Genomic DNA, 18,044 nt, shown 5'->3' on the forward strand with positions numbered 1-18,044 from the left:
CGGCACTGCTCAGAGAAATCCCGCGATCAGGGCCAGCATGACGATGGCACCGAAGACGTTGTTGCGTCGAAAGGCCAGCACGCAGTCGTCGAGCTGGCGCGAGCGGGCGGTGCGCAGGATCCAGACGGCCGACACCGCGGCGACGGCCAGGCCGACGAAATAGCCGGCGGCGAGATCGACCATCGCGCCCACGGCCACCAGCCAGGCCAGCGTCCAGACATAGGAGAGCCCCACGGCCATGAGATCAAAACGACCAAACAGGATCGCCGAAGACTTCACCCCGATCTTGAGATCGTCCGGCCGGTCGGCCATGGCATACAGGGTGTCGTAGGCGAGCGTCCAGCCAATGTTCGCCAGCAGAAGCAGCCAGGCGACCGGGGCGACCTCGCCATGGTGGGCGGCAAAGGCCATCGGGATGGCCCAACCGAAGGCGAGCCCCAGGTGCACCTGGGGCAGGTGATGGAAGCGCTTGCCGAAGGGATAGGTGGCGGCCAGTATCACCGCCACCACGGACAGGGCGATGGTGGTGGCATTGAGCTGCAGCACCAGCAGGAACGAGATACCCACCAGGACGGCGAACACGCCCAGTGCCTCGCGCGAGGTGATCCGCCCGGTGGCCAGGGGGCGTCCCCTGGTGCGAGTGACGTGACCGTCGACGTGCCGATCGGCATAGTCGTTGATCGCGCAGCCGGCCGAGCGCATCGCGATCACGCCCAGGGTGAAGATCAGGAAGATGAACAGGTCGGGTTGCCCCGCGCCGGCGACCCACAGCGCCCAGTAGGTGGGCCAGAGCAGCAGGAAGATGCCCACCGGTCGATCCAAGCGGGTCAGGGCGAGGTAGGCGCGGGTTTTCTCGGCGATCAGGGACAAGGGGATACCTTAGCGGTCAGAAATCAGAGGGAAGATATCAGAACCACGCCCAAGCCTCTGCCCCTGACCTCTTCAAGCTTCCCGCTCCCGATACGCTAGAATGCCGGCCTGCAATCGCCCGATCGAACCCGAGGTTTCCGCATGATCCGCAATTTCCAGGCAAAGCTTCCGACCGTGGCCGAGGACTGCTGGGTCGACCCGACCGCGGTGGTGATCGGCGACGTGGTGCTGGACGAAGGGGTCTCGGTCTGGCCGAACGCGGTGCTGCGCGGCGATGTCCAGCAGATCCGTGCCGGGCGCCTGACCAACCTGCAGGACGGCGTGATCGTGCACGTCAACCAGCCGTCGGCCGCTCATCCGCAGGGCATGCCCTGCCGGATCGGCGAGGAGGTGACCGTGGGCCATCGTGCCATCCTGCACGCCTGCACAGTGGGCAACCGGGTGCTGGTGGGCATGGGCGCGATCGTGATGGACGACGTGGTGGTCGAGGACGAGGTGATCATCGCCGCGGGCAGCGTGGTCTCGCCCGGCAAGGTCCTGGAAAGCGGCCACCTCTACGTCGGCGCCCCGGCACGCAAGATCCGCCCGCTCAGTGACGAGGAACGCGAGCACCTGGTCGAGTCGGCGCGCTTCTACCGCGAGCTGGCGCAGGACCATCGCGCCAGCGGGTGATCGGCACGCCCACGGTACCCGGTTACTCGGCCGGCGCCTCGTTGCCCGCCGCCGGTAGCGGCTTGAGTCCCAGGATCAGTTCGCTGACGTTCTGACGGAACAGCCCGATGAACGTCCCGGTCGGGAGGTTGCTGTCGCCGAGCCACAGGCCGGTCAGCGGAGGCGCCAGGCCAACCGACTCGGGCAGCGCCGAGCCGCGCTTGTCCTCGAGCCATTGCTCGAGCGCGCCGTCGCCGACCCCGGCCACCGGGAAGACGTGCGGCGTCTGATTGCGCTCGATCAGCTCGATGGCCTTCTCGCTCTCGGCGGCGTCGGTCACGTTCAAGAGCTCGAAGTGATAGGCCTTGGCGAAGTAGGCGAACACGTCGTTGTCGGTGACCAGCACCCGCTCGCCCCGCGGGATGTCTTCCAGCAGGCCCTCGGTCTCGCGGTCAAGCGATTGCAACTCGATATTCACCCGCAGGCGATTGCCCTCGATCTCGCCGGCGACCGACTCGAGACGCTCCTTGAGCTCGATCGTCAGGTGATCGACCGCGTACTGGAGCAGCGAGGGATCGTGGTAGGTGTGCGGGTTGACGCCGTCCTCGGTCTCGATCAGGCGAAACTCCGGAATGCGATCGGTCAGCGTCACCCGGTCGGATGAGTCGCGCGCCTCGGCCGCCTCGATGAACTCGGGCATCAGACCCAGCCCCTGGTAGACCACGAGATCCGCCGACTCGATCCGCTCGCGATCGTCATCGTCGAGCTCGTACCCCAGCGGCGAGCGCTCGCCCTCGACGACCGCCTCGACCTCGACGAAACCGCGGGCGAGGTTCTCCACCAGGTTGGCGGTCATCGAGGTGTCGGTCACCACGACCAGCGTGTCGATATCCTCTTCGCCACCGGCGTATTGCAGCACCTCGTCCTGGGCGTGGGCCGCGGGGACCAGGATCACGGCGGCCAGCGACAGGGTCGCGGCGCGGGAAAGCCAACGGAAAAATGTCTGCACAACGAGCCTCGGATAGATGAATGCGTGGGGCGAGATCTGGCACGCGTGATGGTAGGAACCCGCGCCTGCCGGCGCAAGGACGTCTCGCTGCGGGCATGCTAACGTAAGGTCCCCCGACCCGAGGCGTAACCATGGCGAGCACCGCGTACGAGGATTACCTGAAAGCGATCTTCAAGCTGGCCGAGCAGTCGCCGGAGCCGGCGGTGTCCACCTCGGCGATCGCCGACCGGCTGGGCATCGCCCGCGCGTCGGTCACGGCCATGCTCAAGCGCCTGCATGCCGACGGGCTGATCCACTACGCCCGCTATCAGGGCGCGGCGTTGACCGACGCCGGCTGGACGATCGCCGTCGACATGATCCGCCGCCACCGGGTGATCGAGACCTTTCTCGCCCAGGATCTCAAGCTGCCGCTGGCCGAGGTCGATGCCGAGGCGGAAATCCTCGAGCACGCCTTTTCCAGCCGACTGATCGACCGGTTGTGGGACCACCTCGGCCAGCCCGAGTTCGACCCGCACGGCGCGCCGATCCCACGCCCGGACGAGGCGCCGGTCGAGCGGCGTCAGATGGTCGCGCTGGGAAGTCTCGCCATCGACGAGGGCGCCACGGTGGTACGTCTCGCCGCCGAGAACGCCGCCGACCTGCGTCGCCTGACGCAACTGGGAATCCTGCCCGGGCAGTTCGTGCGACGGCGCGCCAGCCAGCCCGGGTCGGCCGACGTGGTGGTGACGATCGGTCGCCACGAGCGGCCGCTGGCCGCGACGCTGGCCGAACGGGTCTGGACGATCCGCTCGGCCAGCGACTGACTCAGTCGAGGAAGCGCTGGCGCGAGGTGAGGAAGGCGTACTCCGAGCCCTCGGTCCAGCCGGCCACGTCACGGCGGTAGTCGGTCAGCGACTCGTAGACGCGCTTGGCGAACGCATCGCCCTCGGTGATCTCGGCGAGCACCTCGTTGGACTTCTCGAACAGTGCTTTCATGATCTCGTCACTGAAGTAGCGCAGCTCGACGCCGTGCTCTTCGGTGAGCGTCTTGAGCGCCCGGTTGTTGCGCGCGGTGAACTCGGAAAGCATGTCCAGCGCCGCGCTCTTGATCGCGCCCTCGACGATCTGCTGCAGATCCTCCGGCAGCGCCTCGAAGGCCTCCTGGTTGATCAGGGCCTCCATGGTCGCCGACGGCTCCTGCCAACCCGGGGCGTAGTAGTACTTGGCCGCGCGGTGGAAGCCGAAGGCGAGATCGTTGAACGGCCCGACCCACTCGGCGGCATCGATAGTGCCGTCGTTGAGCGCCTGGAACAGCTCGCCGCCCGGGGTGTTGACCACCGAGACGTCCAGCCGGCGCAGCACCTCGCCGCCGATCCCCGGCAGGCGCATCTTCAGCCCCTTGAAGTCCTCGACCGAGTCGATCGGCTTTCTAAACCAGCCACCCATCTGCGGACCGGTATTGCCACCCGGACGCGGGATGATGCCGTGCGGGGCGTAGAGCTCTTCCCACAGCGCGATACCCTCGCCGTGGTAGAGCCAGCCGTTCATCTCGTCGGCGGTCAGGCCGAAGGGCATGGCGGCGAAGAAGGCCGCCGCCGGCATCTTGCCCTGCCAGTAGTAGGCCGCGCCGTGGCCCATCTCGGCGGTGCCCGCCTTGACCGCGTCGAACACCTCGAGTGCCGGGACGATCTCGCCGGCGCCATAGACGTCGACCACCAGCCGGCCGCCGGACATCTCGGTGATGTACTTGGCGATGTTGTTCGCACCGGTGCCCAGCCCCGGGAAGTTCTTTGGCCAGGTCGTGACCATCTTCCAGCGGATGGGGTCGGCCGCGGTCGGGCCGCTCGCGGTGGCCGCACCGGCCTGTTCGCCGGTCTCGCTGTTGCAGCCGGTCAGGGCAGTGGCGGCGCCGGCGACACCGGCCCAGGTCAGAAACTCGCGGCGTTTCATGGCAGGACTCCTTAGATGGGTTCGGATGATTCAGTATTTGAAAAAACAGGAGGCGCGAGCCGGAAGCTCAAAGCCTGAAGCCGGAAGAATAGCCGCTTAAAGCTTCCCGCTTCCAGCTTCCAGCTTCACGCTCGGCTAGGCCGGCTGGAGATTCGCATACGACAGGATCAACCACTTCGCGCCGTGCTGGCCGAAGTTGACCTGTACCCGCGCCGAGGCGCCGGTGCCCTCGCAATCGAGGATGGTGCCCTCGCCGAACTTCGCATGACGCACGGTCTGGCCGATCTCGAAACCGGTCTCGTTCTGCTTGTGGGTGCGCGGGCCCGGCTCGCCCTCGGGTCGCCGGGCACCGAAGGCCGCCGCTGCACGGGTCGCCCGCGGGCGGACCTCCTCGACAAGATCCGGCGGCAGCTCGCCGAGAAAGCGCGACGGCATGGGGAAGATCTGCTTGCCGTGCAGGCGACGCGACTCGGCGCAGGTGATGGTCAGCTGCTGTTCGGCGCGGGTGATGCCCACGTAGCAGAGCCGGCGCTCCTCCTCGAGGCGCCCGGGCTCGTCGATCGACATCTGGTGCGGGAACAGCCCCTCCTCGACGCCGACCAGGAACACCTGCGGGAATTCCAGGCCCTTGGCCGCGTGCAGGGTCATCATCTGCACGCAGTCCTCCCAGGCCGCGCCCTGCGCCTCGCCCGCCTCGAGGCTGGCGTGGGCCAGGAAGGCCTCGATCTCGTTCATCTCCTCGTCGGTGTTGCGCTCCATGACGAAGCCGCGCCCGGCGGAGACCAGCTCGTCGAGGTTCTCGATCTTGGCCTCGCCGCGCTCGCGGTCGCGGTCCTTCTCGAACAGCGCGCGCAGGCCGCTCTTGTCGATGGTTTTCTCGATGCGCTCGCCCAGCTCGTCGTTGATCGTCTGCTGGTCGATCGCCTCGATCAGGGTCATGAACTGGCGCAGCGCACCGGCGGCACGCGGGGAGAGACGGTTCTCCGCCAGCAGGATCAGCGCGGCGTCCCACAGCGAGGCGCCCTGCTCGCGCGCCGCCTGGCGGATTTCATTGAGCGTCTTGTTGCCGATGCCGCGGGTCGGCCGGTTGACGATCCGATCGAAGGAGGTGTCGTCGTGGCGATTGGCCACGAGCTTCAGGTAGGCGAGTGCGTCGCGAATCTCGGCGCGTTCGAAGAAGCGCAGACCACCGTAGATGCGATACGGCATCCCCTCGCGGATCAACGCCTCCTCGAGCAGACGCGACTGGGCGTTCGACCGATACAGCACCGCGCAGTCGGAACGCTGGTGGCCCTCGCGCACGGCGGTGGCGATCTGCTCGACCACGAAGTTGGCCTCGTCCTGGTCGTTGAAGGCGCGGTAGAAGCGGATCGGCGCGCCCGACTCGCCCTCGGTCCAGAGGTTCTTGCCCAATCGCCCCTGGTTCCTCGCGATGACGCTATTGGCCGCCTCGAGGATGGTGCGCGTCGAGCGGTAGTTCTGCTCGAGGCGGATCAGGTGCGTGTTGGGGAAGTCGCGCGAGAAGTGCTGGATGTGCTCGACCTTCGCGCCACGCCAGCCGTAGATCGACTGGTCGTCGTCGCCCACGGCGAAGATGCCGTTGTCCTCGCCCACCAGCAATCGTGCCCAGGCGTACTGCAGGGCGTTGGTGTCCTGGAACTCGTCGATCAGCACCTGGCGGAAGCGACGCTGGTAGTGGGCCCGCAGGGCGTCGTTACCGCGCAGGAGCTCGGTGGCACGCAGCAGCAGCTCGGTGAAGTCGACCAACCCGCTGCGCTCGCAGACACGCTCGTAGGCCTTGTAGATCACGATCACCTGGTCGCGGATCGGGTCGTCGCCCGGTGTCACGTGGCGGGCGCGCAGTCCCTCTTCCTTGAAGCCGTTGATCATCGAGGCGACCAATCGCGGCGGGAACCGGTTCTCGTCGAGTTCCGCCTCGCGGATCAGGCGCTTGACCAGCCGCAGCTGGTCGTCCGAATCGATGATCTGGAAGCCCTCGGGCAGCCCGGCCTCCTTGGCGTGCTGGCGCAGCAGGCGATGCGACAGGCCGTGGAAGGTGCCCACCCACATGCCGTCGACGCCGCGCGGCCCCAGCTCCTGCCCGTCGAGCAACGAGCCCAGTCGGCCGCGCATTTCGCCGGCGGCCTTGTTGGTGAACGTCACGGCCAGCAGCGAATAGGGCGAGATGCCCTGCTCGGCGACCAGCCAGGCCATGCGATGGGTAAGCACGCGCGTCTTGCCCGAGCCCGCGCCGGCGAGCACCAGGGTGGCCAACGAGGGGCTAGTGACCGCCTCGCGCTGGGCGGCGTTGAGTGGGTCGAGAATCGGATCTTGAGACATGGGCGCATTGTACCGGAACCGACCCGCAAACCGACCGCCCGAACGGGCGGTTCGGGCAGCCAGCCAGCATCGATCCTACGGCCCGGTATCGCCGCAGAAATACCGCTCGGTGCCCAGCCCGTCCATCGCCATGGCGATGCGCTCGATCCCCTGCCGGTAGGCGGCCGAGCGCAGGGATTCGTCCTCGGCGATCGCCCGCTCGAACACCAGATCGGCCTGCTCGCCCAGCCGCTCGGCCAGGCGTCGTTCGATCTCGTCCTCGCTCCAGTAGTCGCCCATGCGGTTCTGCACCCACTCGAGGTGACTGACGATCACCCCGCCGCTGTTGGCGAGCACGTCGGGGATGACGGTCACGTCCCGCTCGGCCAGCTTGCGGTCGGCGGCGTTGTTGATCGGGCCGTTGGCGATCTCGAGGATGGTCGGTGCACGAATCGCATCGACGTTCTTCTCGGTGATGGCGTTCTCCAGCGCCGCCAGCACCAGCACGTCGACGTCGAGGGCCAGCAGTTCCTCGTTGGTGAGCTTGTCGACCTCCACCTCCGAGCACACCGTTTCCTCACAGTAGACCTGCCCCGAAAGCTCGGAGGACTCGTGCTTGCGCTCCCAGATCGGCAGCGGGTCGAGCCCCTCCTCGCGGTAGATCGCGCCGCGCGAATCGGCGATCGCGACCACCCGGTAGCCGGCATCGTGCGCCAGCCGCGCGAAGTGGAAACCGGCGTTACCGAAGCCCTGCACCGCGATGCGCGGACGCTGGTCGGCCCGGCCGCGGCGGCGCTCCCAGATATTGAGCACCTGCAATGCGCCGCGACCGGTGGCCGCCGTGCGACCGAGCGAACCGCCATGGCCCGGCGGCTTGCCGGTGATCACGCCGCGCTGGTGGCGGCCGGCGGCCTGACGGTACTCGTCGGCCATCCATCCCATGATGGTCTCGTTGGTGTTGACGTCCGGCGCGGGGATGTCGCGGTCGGGACCGATCACGTCGAGCAGGGCGCGGATGTAGCCGCGCGACAGGCGTTCGAGCTCGAGGCGCGAGAGCTGCTTGGGATCGACGCAGATACCGCCCTTGGCACCGCCAAACGGCAGGTCGACCACGGCGCACTTCACCGCCATCCAGAAACTCAGCGCGGCGACCTCGTCGCCGGTGACGTTGGGGTGGAAGCGGATGCCGCCCTTGCCCGGCCCGCGGGTGTTGTCGTAGAGCGAACGCCAGCCGGTGAACACCTTGAGCGAACCGTCGTCCATGCGCAGCGGAATCTCCACCTCGACCACCCGGTTGGGTTGCGACAGCCGCCGCCGGGCGTCCTCCGAGATGCGCTCGTCGTCCATCAGGGGCTTGAGATGCACCAGCGCATCGGCCAGCAGTCCACCGTTTTTCGTCATCGTCATTCCTCCATCGTCACGCGACCCCTGCCCGCCAGCGGTCACCGAGGGGCCATCGCCCTGAGCGTAGCAGCGCGTGAACGAGCCGACCGACTCAATCCGACAGGAGACGGGCAAAGCCCGCGGGTGGCAATGGCGGGCTGAAGAGGTAGCCCTGGTAGGTGTCGCAGCCGTTGGCGCGCAGGAAGGCCAGTTGCGCCTCGGTCTCGACCCCCTCGGCGATCACCGACAGCCGCAGGGCGTGGCCCATGGCGAGGATGGCACCGGCGATCTCGCGGTCATCGTTGTTCTCGGCGAGATCGTCGACGAAACGCTTGTCGATCTTGAGTACGTCGATGGGGAACTGGCGCAGGTAGGCGAGCAACGAATACCCGGTGCCGAAATCGTCGATGGCCAGGTGTAGGCCCAGGCGACGCAGGGCACGCAGCACCCGCACGGACCGCTCCTGCTGGTGCATCAGCGCGCTTTCGGTCAACTCCAGTTCCAGCCGGTCGGGCGGGTAGCCGGTCTCGTCGAGCACCGCCCGGACACGCTCGACCAGCGACTCGTCGTGCAGCTGGCGCGCCGAGAGGTTCACCGCCAGCCGTGGGACGGCCAGGCCGGCATCGCGCCATTCGCGACCCTGTCGACAGGCCTCGCGCAGAACCCAGTCGCCCAACAGGCCGATCATGCCGGTCTGTTCGGCCACCGGGATGAAGGCATCCGGCGGCACCAGGCCCCGCTCGCCGTCCCGCCAGCGCACCAGCGCCTCGGCGCCGATGATCCGCCCGCTGGCGATCTCGACCTGGGGCTGGTAGTGAAGCTCGAGCTCGCCCGCCTCGATCGCCCGGCGCAGGCGGGTTTCCATCTCGATGCGGTGTCGCGCGCTGGCCGTCAGGCTGTCGTCGAAGAAGCGGAAACCGCCGCGCCCCTCGGCCTTGGCCCGGTAGACGGCGGCATCCGCCTGCTGCAGGAGGGCTTCGGGGCTGCGACCGAAATCCGGGTAGCAGGTAATGCCGATGCTCGCGCCTAGGCGCACCTCGGTGCCGTTGTCCAGCCGCCAGGGCCGACTGAGCACCTCGATGACGGTCTCGGCCAGGCCGGCCAGGTCGGTTCGGCCCAGGTTCTCGGCCAGCACGGCGAACTCGTCGCCGCCCAGGCGGGCGAGACAGCGACCCTCCAGCAGGGATTCGAGACGTTGTGCCGCCTGGCGCAACAGGGTGTCGCCCACGTGATGCCCGTAGCTGTCGTTGACGTCCCGGAACCGGTCGAGGTCGATCAGCAGCAGCCCCAACGCGGCCACGTCCGCCGAGGCGACGCGCTCGTGCAGGTGGGAAAGCAACAGCGCGCGGTTGGGCAGATCGGTGAGCGCATCGTGGCGGGCGAGGAAATCCAGACGCGCCTCGGTGGCCCGCAGGCGCGACATGTCGGTGAACAGGTGGACCACGTGGTCGTCCTCGCCGACCGGCCCGACCACCCGGCTGATCGCGCGCAGCTCGGGGAAGATCTCGCCGTTCTTGCGCCGGCTGGTCAACTCCCCCTGCCAGTGCCCGCTCGTCGCCAGCGCCGTTCGAATCGTCGACCAGGGACTGGTGACGTGCTCGGCGTCCAGCAGGGTGACCGGTTGCCCCAGCACCTCGTCCTCCGTGTAGCCGGTCAGCGACTGGAACGCCCGGTTGACCATCACGATCCGCTCGTCGGCATCGGTGATGATCACGCCCTCGAGCGTGTTTTCCAGCACCGCGGCCGCCTCGCGCTGGCGTCGCTCGCCCTCGCGCTGCTCGGTGATGTCGGTGACCACCCCCTCGATCCGCTCGACCTGACCGTGCTCGTCTCGGAAGACGTGGGTCAGATCACCGACCCAGCGCGATGTGCCATCGGCGTGCAGGATGCGGTACTCCTGGCGGTAGGCCGTCGCCCCGGCGGCGAGCCGCTCCTCGACCTCCGCGCCGATCCGAGCGAGATCATCCGGGTGGACGATGTCGGCGAAGTGGCGGCGGCCCTCGAGGAAGTCCTCGGCCGTGTAGCCCCACCGCGAGACGTTGCCGGAGACGAACGCCACCGGCCAGCCCGGCGCCAGCCGCCAGCGAAACAGCACCACGGGGCTCGCCTCGATCACCTCGTAGGCCGTCTCCAGTTCCCGCCGGGTCTCGGCCAGGCGGCGACCCCGATTGACCACCGTGCGACGGAGCCAGAACGCCACGCCCAGGGCGAGGAACAGCAACGCCCCGCCAACACCCACCAGCCACGCCACCCAGCCGGGCACCAGCACCCGTGGGCGCTCGCCCAGCCAGCGTTCGAGGATGTCGAAGTACACGGAATCGCCGTCGGCCTGCCAACTGGACAGATGCCGGTCGATCGCCGCCAGCAACTCGGGGTTGCGCCCCTCCCCGGTCGCGAAGAACAGCCGTGCCGGCTCCATGACCACCGGCGTGCGCTCGAGGGCGTACTCGTCGTGGTAGCGACTGCCGAACAGATGGTTGACCACCGCCACGTCGGCGCGTCCATCGGCGACCGCCGCGAAGGCCGCGTGGAAGTCCTCGACCACGAGCGGCTCGAAGTCGACACCGAACTCGTCGAGCAACACCTCGATCCGCGACTGCTGGATCGAGCCTTCCAGCAGCGCGATGCGCCGGTTGTCCAGATCGAGGATCGAGCGGACCTGCAGATCCGGGCGACGATAGACCTGTGACCAACTGTGCAGTGCCGGCAGGGCATGAAAGTCGAGCCGGGCCTCGCGCGCCTCGCTGATCGCCACGTCCGGCATCAGGTCGATCTGCCCCTGGGCCACGCGATCGAGGCAATCGCCCCAGGCACAGTCCTCGAAGGAGAGCGTCCAGCCCTCCGCCACGGCAATCCGCTCGATCAAGTCGACGAATATGCCGGCCGGCTGCCCCGCCTCGTCACGAAACACCTTGGGGTCGTTTTCGTAGAGGCCGACCGTCACCTCACGGGCCGACACCGCGGTGGCCAGCAAGCTCAGCGCCAGTGCCCAGGCCAGTCTCCGCATGGCCCGGCCTAAGCCTCCGTAAAACAGTCGGTTAATTCCATAACCGGATAATGGCATGTTCTCCGCCACTTCGGAACGCCTATAGCGACGCCCCGACGTGCCTGGCCCAGGGCGCGCTCGCTCATCGGCGGCAAGGATCAATAAAAACAAAAAGGGCCAACCATCGCTGGCTGGCCCTTTCGGCAGGAATTGGTGGAGGTGGCGGGAGTCGAACCCGCGTCCGCAAGCCCTACGCTCTCGGTCCTACATGCTTGTCCTGTCTATTGCTTTAACCGAGTACTACCCGACAGGCAGGGAAGATACTCGGCGAGTCCGGTTTGAGTTTTAGTGGATCCACGCCGGACGCGCTTCACCACGAGCTTGTGAGAGTCGACGCCTGGGTTCCGGACGCACAAGCACGGCTCCGGCCAGACGGCACCCTACAGGGTTTTAAGCTGCGAGTGCGTAGTTGTCGTCGTTGGCAACTATTGGTTTTGCAGTTGTTTAACGAGGAGACTACACCTCGGCATGCACCTTGAGTTTCGCGACCCACGTCGAAGCCGTATCACCCCCAGGATGTCTTGCTGGAAACTGGGGCCCCGATTGGCGTTTTCAAGGGCCCACCCGGTCGCAACCGAGCATTCGTGCTTCAAGCTTACCGAAGTTAGAGGAAGGGATAGTGGAAAAGTTCCCTACCCCGCACACCTCCCGCTCCGGGACTCTGGAGTGTAGGTCATATGCATGGCGGCGCCAAGCGAATACCCTCTTGGCGCGATCACATGGTGATAAAGTGTCTCCTGTCCGCTTTCGCAGGTCTGATGACCAGACCGACTCGCAGGAATCCAGCCATGTGCGCTGACGTAGATCTCCCCTCCATTCTGCTCGCTGCACAGCCCATCTACGATGGCGCCGATAACCTGCGCGGCGTCGAGTTGCTGTACCGCGACAACCTGCAACGCACGGTCGAACAAATCGGAGACGAGCGCGCCACCAGCCAGCTGATCGTCAATCTCTGCGCCGGGATCACCGAGCAGATCGACCATTACCAGGGACCCGCGTTCATCAACGTCTGCCGCGACTTCCTCATGTCGCGGGCATTCCTGCCGCTGGAACCCGACAGCGTGGTGATCGAGCTAGTCGAACGCATCAAGCCGACCCCGGAACTGATCGAGGCCGTCGCCGAATGGCACGCCCAGGGGTTTCGCTTCGCACTCGACGACTTCGAGTTCCATGCGGACTGGGAACCGCTGCTGCAGTACGCCTCGGTGATCAAGGTCGACGTGCTCGACCGCGACGTCGACGAAATACTGGCTCAGAAGGAGCGCCTGGGGAATCTGGACTGCCAGTGGCTGGCCGAGCGGGTGGAGGACGAGTCGACCCGCAACCGGTTCCGGGACGCGGGCTTCACCCTCTTCCAGGGGTATTTCCTAGCGCGCCCCCGCGAGGTCCTTGGCACCCAACTGAACCCGTCGGCCCTGCACATGGTCCGCGTCATCAACACCCTCTTTTCCAGGGAGCCGCAATGGGCCGAGATCGCCGAGGCCATCGCCCATGACCCCGGCCTCGCAATCAGCCTGATCCGGATCGCCAACAGCCCCCTGTATCGCTCTCGGCAAGAGATCACCTCGCTCGAGGGCGTGGTGCGGCATCTCGGCCTCAACCATTTGCGCCGGTGGGCCGCGTTGATCACGTCATTGAATGCCAGTTCGCCGGAGGCCGCGCGGCTCATACTGTGGCGGGCCCAATTCTGCCAGGAGCTGGCCGAGCACTCGCGCCGAGGGGAGGTGAAGCCCGAGCAGGCATTCCTGGTGGGGTTGCTCTCGGGGGCCGACATCCTGCTGAACGTCTCCCTGGAGCGATTGCTCGATGAACTCGAACTGGGCGAGAGCAGCCGCGCGGCGATTCTCCATCGCCGCGGCGCAGCGGGTGCCATGCTCGCCCGGGCACTGCACGTCGAGCAGACCGTGGCCCTCAAGCGGGACCTCCATCAACTGCACCCGCGCATTCTCACGCGATACCGCCAGATCGGCGACCGTGTGCAGATGCTGATCAACCAGGCCAGCTGAGCCAGCCAGGCGCTGCCCAGGAGGGCACCGCCACGAGAAGGAAGGGACATCTGCTCATGGGCATGAAGACCATCGGGGCCGAATTCCAGATCACCAAAGAAAAGGTGCGTGGCCTTCGGCTGAGGACAGTCGAAGGCCTCGACGCCCACTCCGACCTCACGCTCACCGTCATGCACAACGTACTGAAAAAGCGGCGCGACGGCTCGTCACTGACCGAGAAGGACCAAGGTCATCGTGCTTCACACCTCGGGCCGTCTCACGCCGACGCGACAGTTCCCCGCGCCGCACGCTAGCGTTAAATGCCTCACCGGGTTCCCGCCATGAACACCCTGGCCACCCCGGCGAGGGCTCTTATCCCCTTCTAGGTGTCATGCAAACGACTGACTTCCGTTTCCGCTAGCGAGCAAGAGGTTCCCAGCTGCACCCCCAATCTCGCAGGCTGATCCGAGCCGAATACGCCTGAATAACGCACTCGATCGCTAACTATGCGAGCCTATTGCCTGATCGCTCAGGCTATCTCGCACCAAGGATTCCAGGAGCGGACACAGCCAACTCAACGCGAGACGAATTCCCAGGCCGGAATGTCTCGTTCTTGATTACGCTTTAGGCGTCTCGAAACCGAGCGGAGCATATGAGAATCACAGGCTACGAAACACTTACCAGCACCGCACCGCGAGATTTGATTCGGGGATGATTCGCGTGCGCCGTTTCGGCAAACAATCTCGCCCGTTCGAATCGGAGGCCCGCCTTTCCGCCCAGCTGATTATCTGGTCGGCGGGACTCGTAATGCTGCTAGGGTGCACGGTGCTGATCGGTTGGGGCGTCGGGTCACCCGCCCTGACCAGCATCCTGCCGACCTGGAAACCGATGGTCCCCGGGACAGCCATTGGGCTTGTGCTGGCCGCCTCGCTACTGCTCCTGTCGAGTGACAGTGCGCACCCCTCCTCTACGGTTAATCATCAAATCTCGACGGCCGCGGCCTCCCTCCTCCTGATCTTGCTGGCCGGCCGGCTCATCGCACCGGACTGGATAGCAGCTACCGGCCCAGCGCTTGCGGCTGGCTGGCTGGCGCTCTACGACACCCACTCCGGCCAAATGTCGTGGATAACCACTGCCGGCCTCGGGCTCTTCCTTGTCGGCATACTCGGCCTGTCACTGTCGGGCAGACGGCTTGCCGTGGTGGCAAGCGCGACGTCAATGGCTCTCTTGCTTGCCGGCATCCTAAGCTTAGTGGCCTACGCGATCCGCGCCCCGCTCCTGTTCGAGGGCGCATGGCTGGCCAGCGGCCTGATCTGGTTCAGTGCGCCGACCGCGGTGGCATTCACCCTACTAGGCATGGGCCTGTGGGCCGCTGCCCACGCCGCACGCCCGGCCAAGGCTCGCCTGGTCGTCGAGGCAAAACAACAGGCGCGACGGATCTACGCGACCACCGCCGTGATCGTGGCTCTGTCGTCGTTGCTGGTCGGCGTGATGGGCCTCAACCACCTGCAATCCACTACGCTCCACCAGGCCGAGTCGTCGATGCAGCAGACCCTCGAGGCCAAACGATCTCACCTCGACACCCTGCTCAACAAGGCGCTGGATCAGGCGGAACTGGTCGCATCGAGTCGCCGCATCGAGGCGATGTTCGACGCAAATCGCAACACCTTCTCGCGAGCGCACACCGAACGACTCGAGGCCAATCTGGCCCGCTTGGGCATCGACGCGGCCGTGATCGAGCATAACGGCCAGCAACGCCGCGTATTCGGATCGCTGCCGCCCGACTGGGTGGCTCGGTTTCCACTTCAGCTGGACCGGCCGGCCTCCCTGATCTGGGACGGCAGCTACGCTCTGGAGACCCGAATTTCACTGCAACAGTTCGACGTCGACGAGGATGCCGGCGGTGAGCTGGTGTTGCTCCACGCCATCCCAGCAATCGAGCGCTTGGTTGAAGAGGCCAACGACTGGGGACGTACCGGGACGCTGCCAATGTGTCTGCGTCTGGATGCTCGCTTGCTCAACTGTTTTCCGCAACGTGAGCAAGATGGCATGTACGTCATTAGCGACCAGATCAATGGCGAGCCGATTCCGATGAGCCGCGCACTGGCCGGGGCAACCGACGTCGAGATTCTCACCGATTATCGCAACCGGACGGTCTTGTCCGCTTACGGCCCGGTGGGCACTACGGGGCTTGGTCTGGTATTGAAGATGGACCTGGCCGAGATACTCGCCCCGGTTCGTAACGAACTGGTCACGCTAGCCGCTTTTCTTTCAGGTCTGATCGCGCTGGCCATCCTGCTCGTCCGATTGAGAGTTCGCCCACTGGTACGGGCACTGGTGTCCAGCCATGGGCGCGAAGTACGCGCGCATCGGCGCTTTGAGGCGGCGATGGAGTCGAGCCCGGACATCTTCGTCATCTACGAGGCGATACGGGATGCCAGCGGCGCGATCCGCGACTATCGCGCGGTGTACGCCAACCGCAACGCCAAGCAGATACTCGACCGCCACCGGGACGACCCCTCGCCTCACCCCTGCGCCGAACTGGTACCAGGAGACCCGGCACTGGTCGGCAGCTACCGGCGCGTCCAGGAAGCACGCGTGCCTCGCACCGACGAATGCAGCTGGACTGACGCCCAGGGGAACGCCCACTGGTTCCAGCGCCAGGTGGTCCCGATGGCCACCGGGGTGGCCACAACTTTCCGGGACGTTAGCGAAGAACGCCGGCTAACCCATCGACTGCAGGAGTCCAACGAGCAACAGCGCGCCATCGTGGAAAGCGCCGGGTACGCCATTGTTTCCACCGATCTCGACGGCGTCATACGGACATTTAACCGGACGGCAGAACGCATGCTCTGGCACACAGCGGACGAGCTGGTCGGCAACACGCGACTTGACGTACTGCACGATCCGGCGGAACTGCGCGATCGGGCCAACCAGCTCTCGCTCGAGCTGGATGCCTCGATCCCTCCGGGCACCGATGCCCTGGTAGCCAAGGCGCTGGCCCTCGGGCGCGACGAACACGAGTGGACGCTCATCCGGCGTGACGGCTCACGGTTCCCGGCGCGGGTCGCAATAACAGCGCTTCTCGATGATCTCGGGCGCCCGCGCGGCTATCTGGCCGTGGCCAGCGACATCACGGAACAGAAGCGGGCCGACGAATACATCCGGCACATCGCGCTTCACGACGTGCTCACCGGCCTACCTAACCGGGCCTTGCTCAATGACCGTCTGGGCGTAGCGATCGAGCAAGCCCACCGGAACGGCACCCCGTTCGCCCTCGCGATGATGGACATCGACCGCTTCAAGCAGATCAACGACACGATGGGCCACCACATCGGCGACCGGATCATCCAGGGGTTTGCCGAACGCATCGGTACCTGCCTGCGCCAGACGGACACGCTTGCGCGCATGGGTGGGGACGAATTCGTCCTGTTGCTCGACGACACCGACCAGCCCGGCGCCGAACGGGTCTGTCAGCGAATCAAGGAGTCGTTGACCCATCCCATCGAGACCGAGTTGCGCGGCATCTACGTCACCTCCAGTGTCGGCATCAGCCTGTGCCCGCGCGACGGCGACGACCCACACGAACTGTTGCGTTGTGCAGACGTAGCGCTCTACTGGGTCAAGGAGCACGGGCGCAACGGCTTTGTCACCTACCGGCCGGACATGGACCAGGGCGCATCCGAGCGAATGGCCGTGGAGGCCGACCTTCGCGAGGCCCTAAAGGACGAACGGCTCGAGCTGCATTACCAACCCAAGATCGACCTTCAAACGCAGGCGGTCGTCGGCCTCGAAGCCCTTGTTCGCCTGCGCCGGGGCGACGGCAGCTTGATCCCGCCAAGTCAGTTCGTGTCCGTGGCCGAGGAGGCCGGTCTGATCGTTCCTGTCGGCCAGTGGGTACTCGAGAAGGCCTGCCGGGATCTCGTTGAGCTACGCGATATGCTGGGGGCCGACCTGTCGGTAGCGGTGAACGTCTCGCCGCGCCAGTTCGTCAACGGCGACCTGGTCGCCCAGGTGACCGCCACCCTCGAACACAGCGGCCTGCCGGCCAATCATTTAGAACTCGAACTGACCGAAGGTGTGCTGATCGACGACCGCGAGGCCGTGCATGCCGCGTTGCGACAGCTTGACGCGCTCGGCATCACGTTGTCGATCGACGATTTCGGCACGGGTTATTCCAGCCTGGGATACCTCAAGCGTTACCCAATAAGCCAACTCAAGATCGACAAATCGTTTGTGCACGATCTCGCCGTCGACAGCAGCGACGCCTCGCTGGTCGAGGCGATCATCCAGATGGCCGCCAGCCTGGGGTTGTCCGTGGTTGCCGAGGGCATCGAGACTGCCGCCCAGCTCAAGATGCTGAGCAATCAGCGCTGCCGGTTCGGCCAAGGCTTTCTAATTGCGCCTCCCATGCCCAAGGCCGAGCTGATCACTTGGATGAACGACCACCCCACCGGCCGAACCGGAGACTGACCAGACCGACCCCGACCACCACGTCTTCGCACTCGGCACCCTCGACCATGTCGACCCACCCTGGCTGGCCCTTCACACTTTGGCGCTTCAAGCGGGCAAGCCCCCGACGAGGCCGCCAGGATGCAGGTCGGCGTGGTGGGCGTGGTGCGATTGCCGGAAATCGGAATAATAAAGGCCCCGCCCGGTTCGCTCCAGGATCGCCCTTGATGGACGTCCTGGCCGACCGTCTGGCGGGGCCTTTTCTGCCTCTTTTGAGGCCTGCACGCGTGTGCATTCTGTGTGCAAAACGTGTGCAAATCGGTTGATTTCGAGTGATATCTGGTGATGGCGTCAGCCATAGGAAACGCCAGAAATCAAGGACTTGTGGTGCCGGAGAGAG

At 66.0% G+C, this 18,044-nt stretch carries 11 protein-coding genes and 1 other RNA gene; 5 read left to right on the forward strand and 7 right to left on the reverse strand.

From position 1 onward, the window contains the following. Positions 1–9: 9 nt before the first annotated feature. A complete protein-coding gene (gene ubiA / locus LV475_RS09780) occupies positions 10–870 on the reverse strand; it encodes a 4-hydroxybenzoate octaprenyltransferase (RefSeq protein ID WP_284047304.1) in 861 nt (286 codons plus the stop codon). A 141-nt stretch (positions 871–1,011) separates the two neighbouring features. On the opposite strand from ubiA, the gene LV475_RS09785 reads away from it, so the two are divergent. Further along, complete coding sequence (locus LV475_RS09785) at positions 1,012–1,542, forward strand: gamma carbonic anhydrase family protein (RefSeq protein WP_136866694.1); 531 nt, start codon at positions 1,012–1,014, stop codon at positions 1,540–1,542. 22 nt (positions 1,543–1,564) lie between these two features. Here the strand turns inward: LV475_RS09785 and LV475_RS09790 are convergent, their stop codons facing one another. Next, positions 1,565–2,530 carry a metal ABC transporter solute-binding protein, Zn/Mn family gene (locus tag LV475_RS09790; RefSeq protein WP_156227740.1) on the reverse strand — a complete coding sequence of 322 codons (966 nt, stop codon included), beginning with the start codon at positions 2,528–2,530 and terminating at the stop codon, positions 1,565–1,567. A gap of 131 nt (positions 2,531–2,661) precedes the next feature. Between LV475_RS09790 and LV475_RS09795 the strand changes: the two genes are divergently transcribed. Next, positions 2,662–3,333, forward strand: coding sequence for a metal-dependent transcriptional regulator (locus LV475_RS09795; protein ID WP_250106220.1), 672 nt, complete (start codon positions 2,662–2,664; stop codon positions 3,331–3,333). A gap of 1 nt (position 3,334) precedes the next feature. Here LV475_RS09795 and LV475_RS09800 read toward each other — a convergent pair whose 3' ends face one another. The 5 genes from LV475_RS09800 to ssrA form a co-directional block, all read right to left on the reverse strand. Further along, a complete protein-coding gene (locus LV475_RS09800) occupies positions 3,335–4,459 on the reverse strand; it encodes a TRAP transporter substrate-binding protein (RefSeq protein WP_250106221.1) in 1,125 nt (374 codons plus the stop codon). A 135-nt stretch (positions 4,460–4,594) separates the two neighbouring features. Continuing rightward, positions 4,595–6,799, reverse strand: a complete 2,205-nt coding sequence (gene uvrD / locus LV475_RS09805; RefSeq protein WP_250106222.1) for a DNA helicase II — start codon at positions 6,797–6,799, stop codon at positions 4,595–4,597. A gap of 75 nt (positions 6,800–6,874) precedes the next feature. Further along, a complete protein-coding gene (locus tag LV475_RS09810; protein ID WP_247709488.1) occupies positions 6,875–8,185 on the reverse strand; it encodes a Glu/Leu/Phe/Val family dehydrogenase in 1,311 nt (436 codons plus the stop codon). A gap of 88 nt (positions 8,186–8,273) precedes the next feature. After that, the gene (locus tag LV475_RS09815; RefSeq protein ID WP_169303564.1) at positions 8,274–11,168 is read right to left on the reverse strand and encodes an EAL domain-containing protein; all 2,895 of its coding nucleotides are present in this window, start codon (positions 11,166–11,168) and stop codon (positions 8,274–8,276) included. 190 nt (positions 11,169–11,358) lie between these two features. After that, positions 11,359–11,720, reverse strand: a transfer-messenger RNA (tmRNA) gene (ssrA, locus tag LV475_RS09820). A 275-nt stretch (positions 11,721–11,995) separates the two neighbouring features. Between ssrA and LV475_RS09825 the strand changes: the two genes are divergently transcribed. The 3 genes from LV475_RS09825 to LV475_RS09835 all read left to right on the forward strand — a co-directional run bounded on the left by LV475_RS09825 (position 11,996) and on the right by LV475_RS09835 (position 17,665). Further along, entirely contained in the window at positions 11,996–13,213 is a 1,218-nt protein-coding gene (locus tag LV475_RS09825; protein ID WP_169303565.1) for an EAL and HDOD domain-containing protein, read from the forward strand. 56 nt (positions 13,214–13,269) lie between these two features. Continuing rightward, positions 13,270–13,506 carry a hypothetical protein gene (locus tag LV475_RS09830; RefSeq protein WP_136866701.1) on the forward strand — a complete coding sequence of 79 codons (237 nt, stop codon included), beginning with the start codon at positions 13,270–13,272 and terminating at the stop codon, positions 13,504–13,506. Positions 13,507–13,903: 397 nt separating this feature from the next. Continuing rightward, entirely contained in the window at positions 13,904–17,665 is a 3,762-nt protein-coding gene (locus LV475_RS09835; protein ID WP_250106223.1) for an EAL domain-containing protein, read from the forward strand. Positions 17,666–18,044 lie beyond the last annotated feature (379 nt).

Source organism: Guyparkeria hydrothermalis, assembly GCF_023555375.1.
Lineage (GTDB): Bacteria > Pseudomonadota > Gammaproteobacteria > Halothiobacillales > Halothiobacillaceae > Guyparkeria > Guyparkeria hydrothermalis.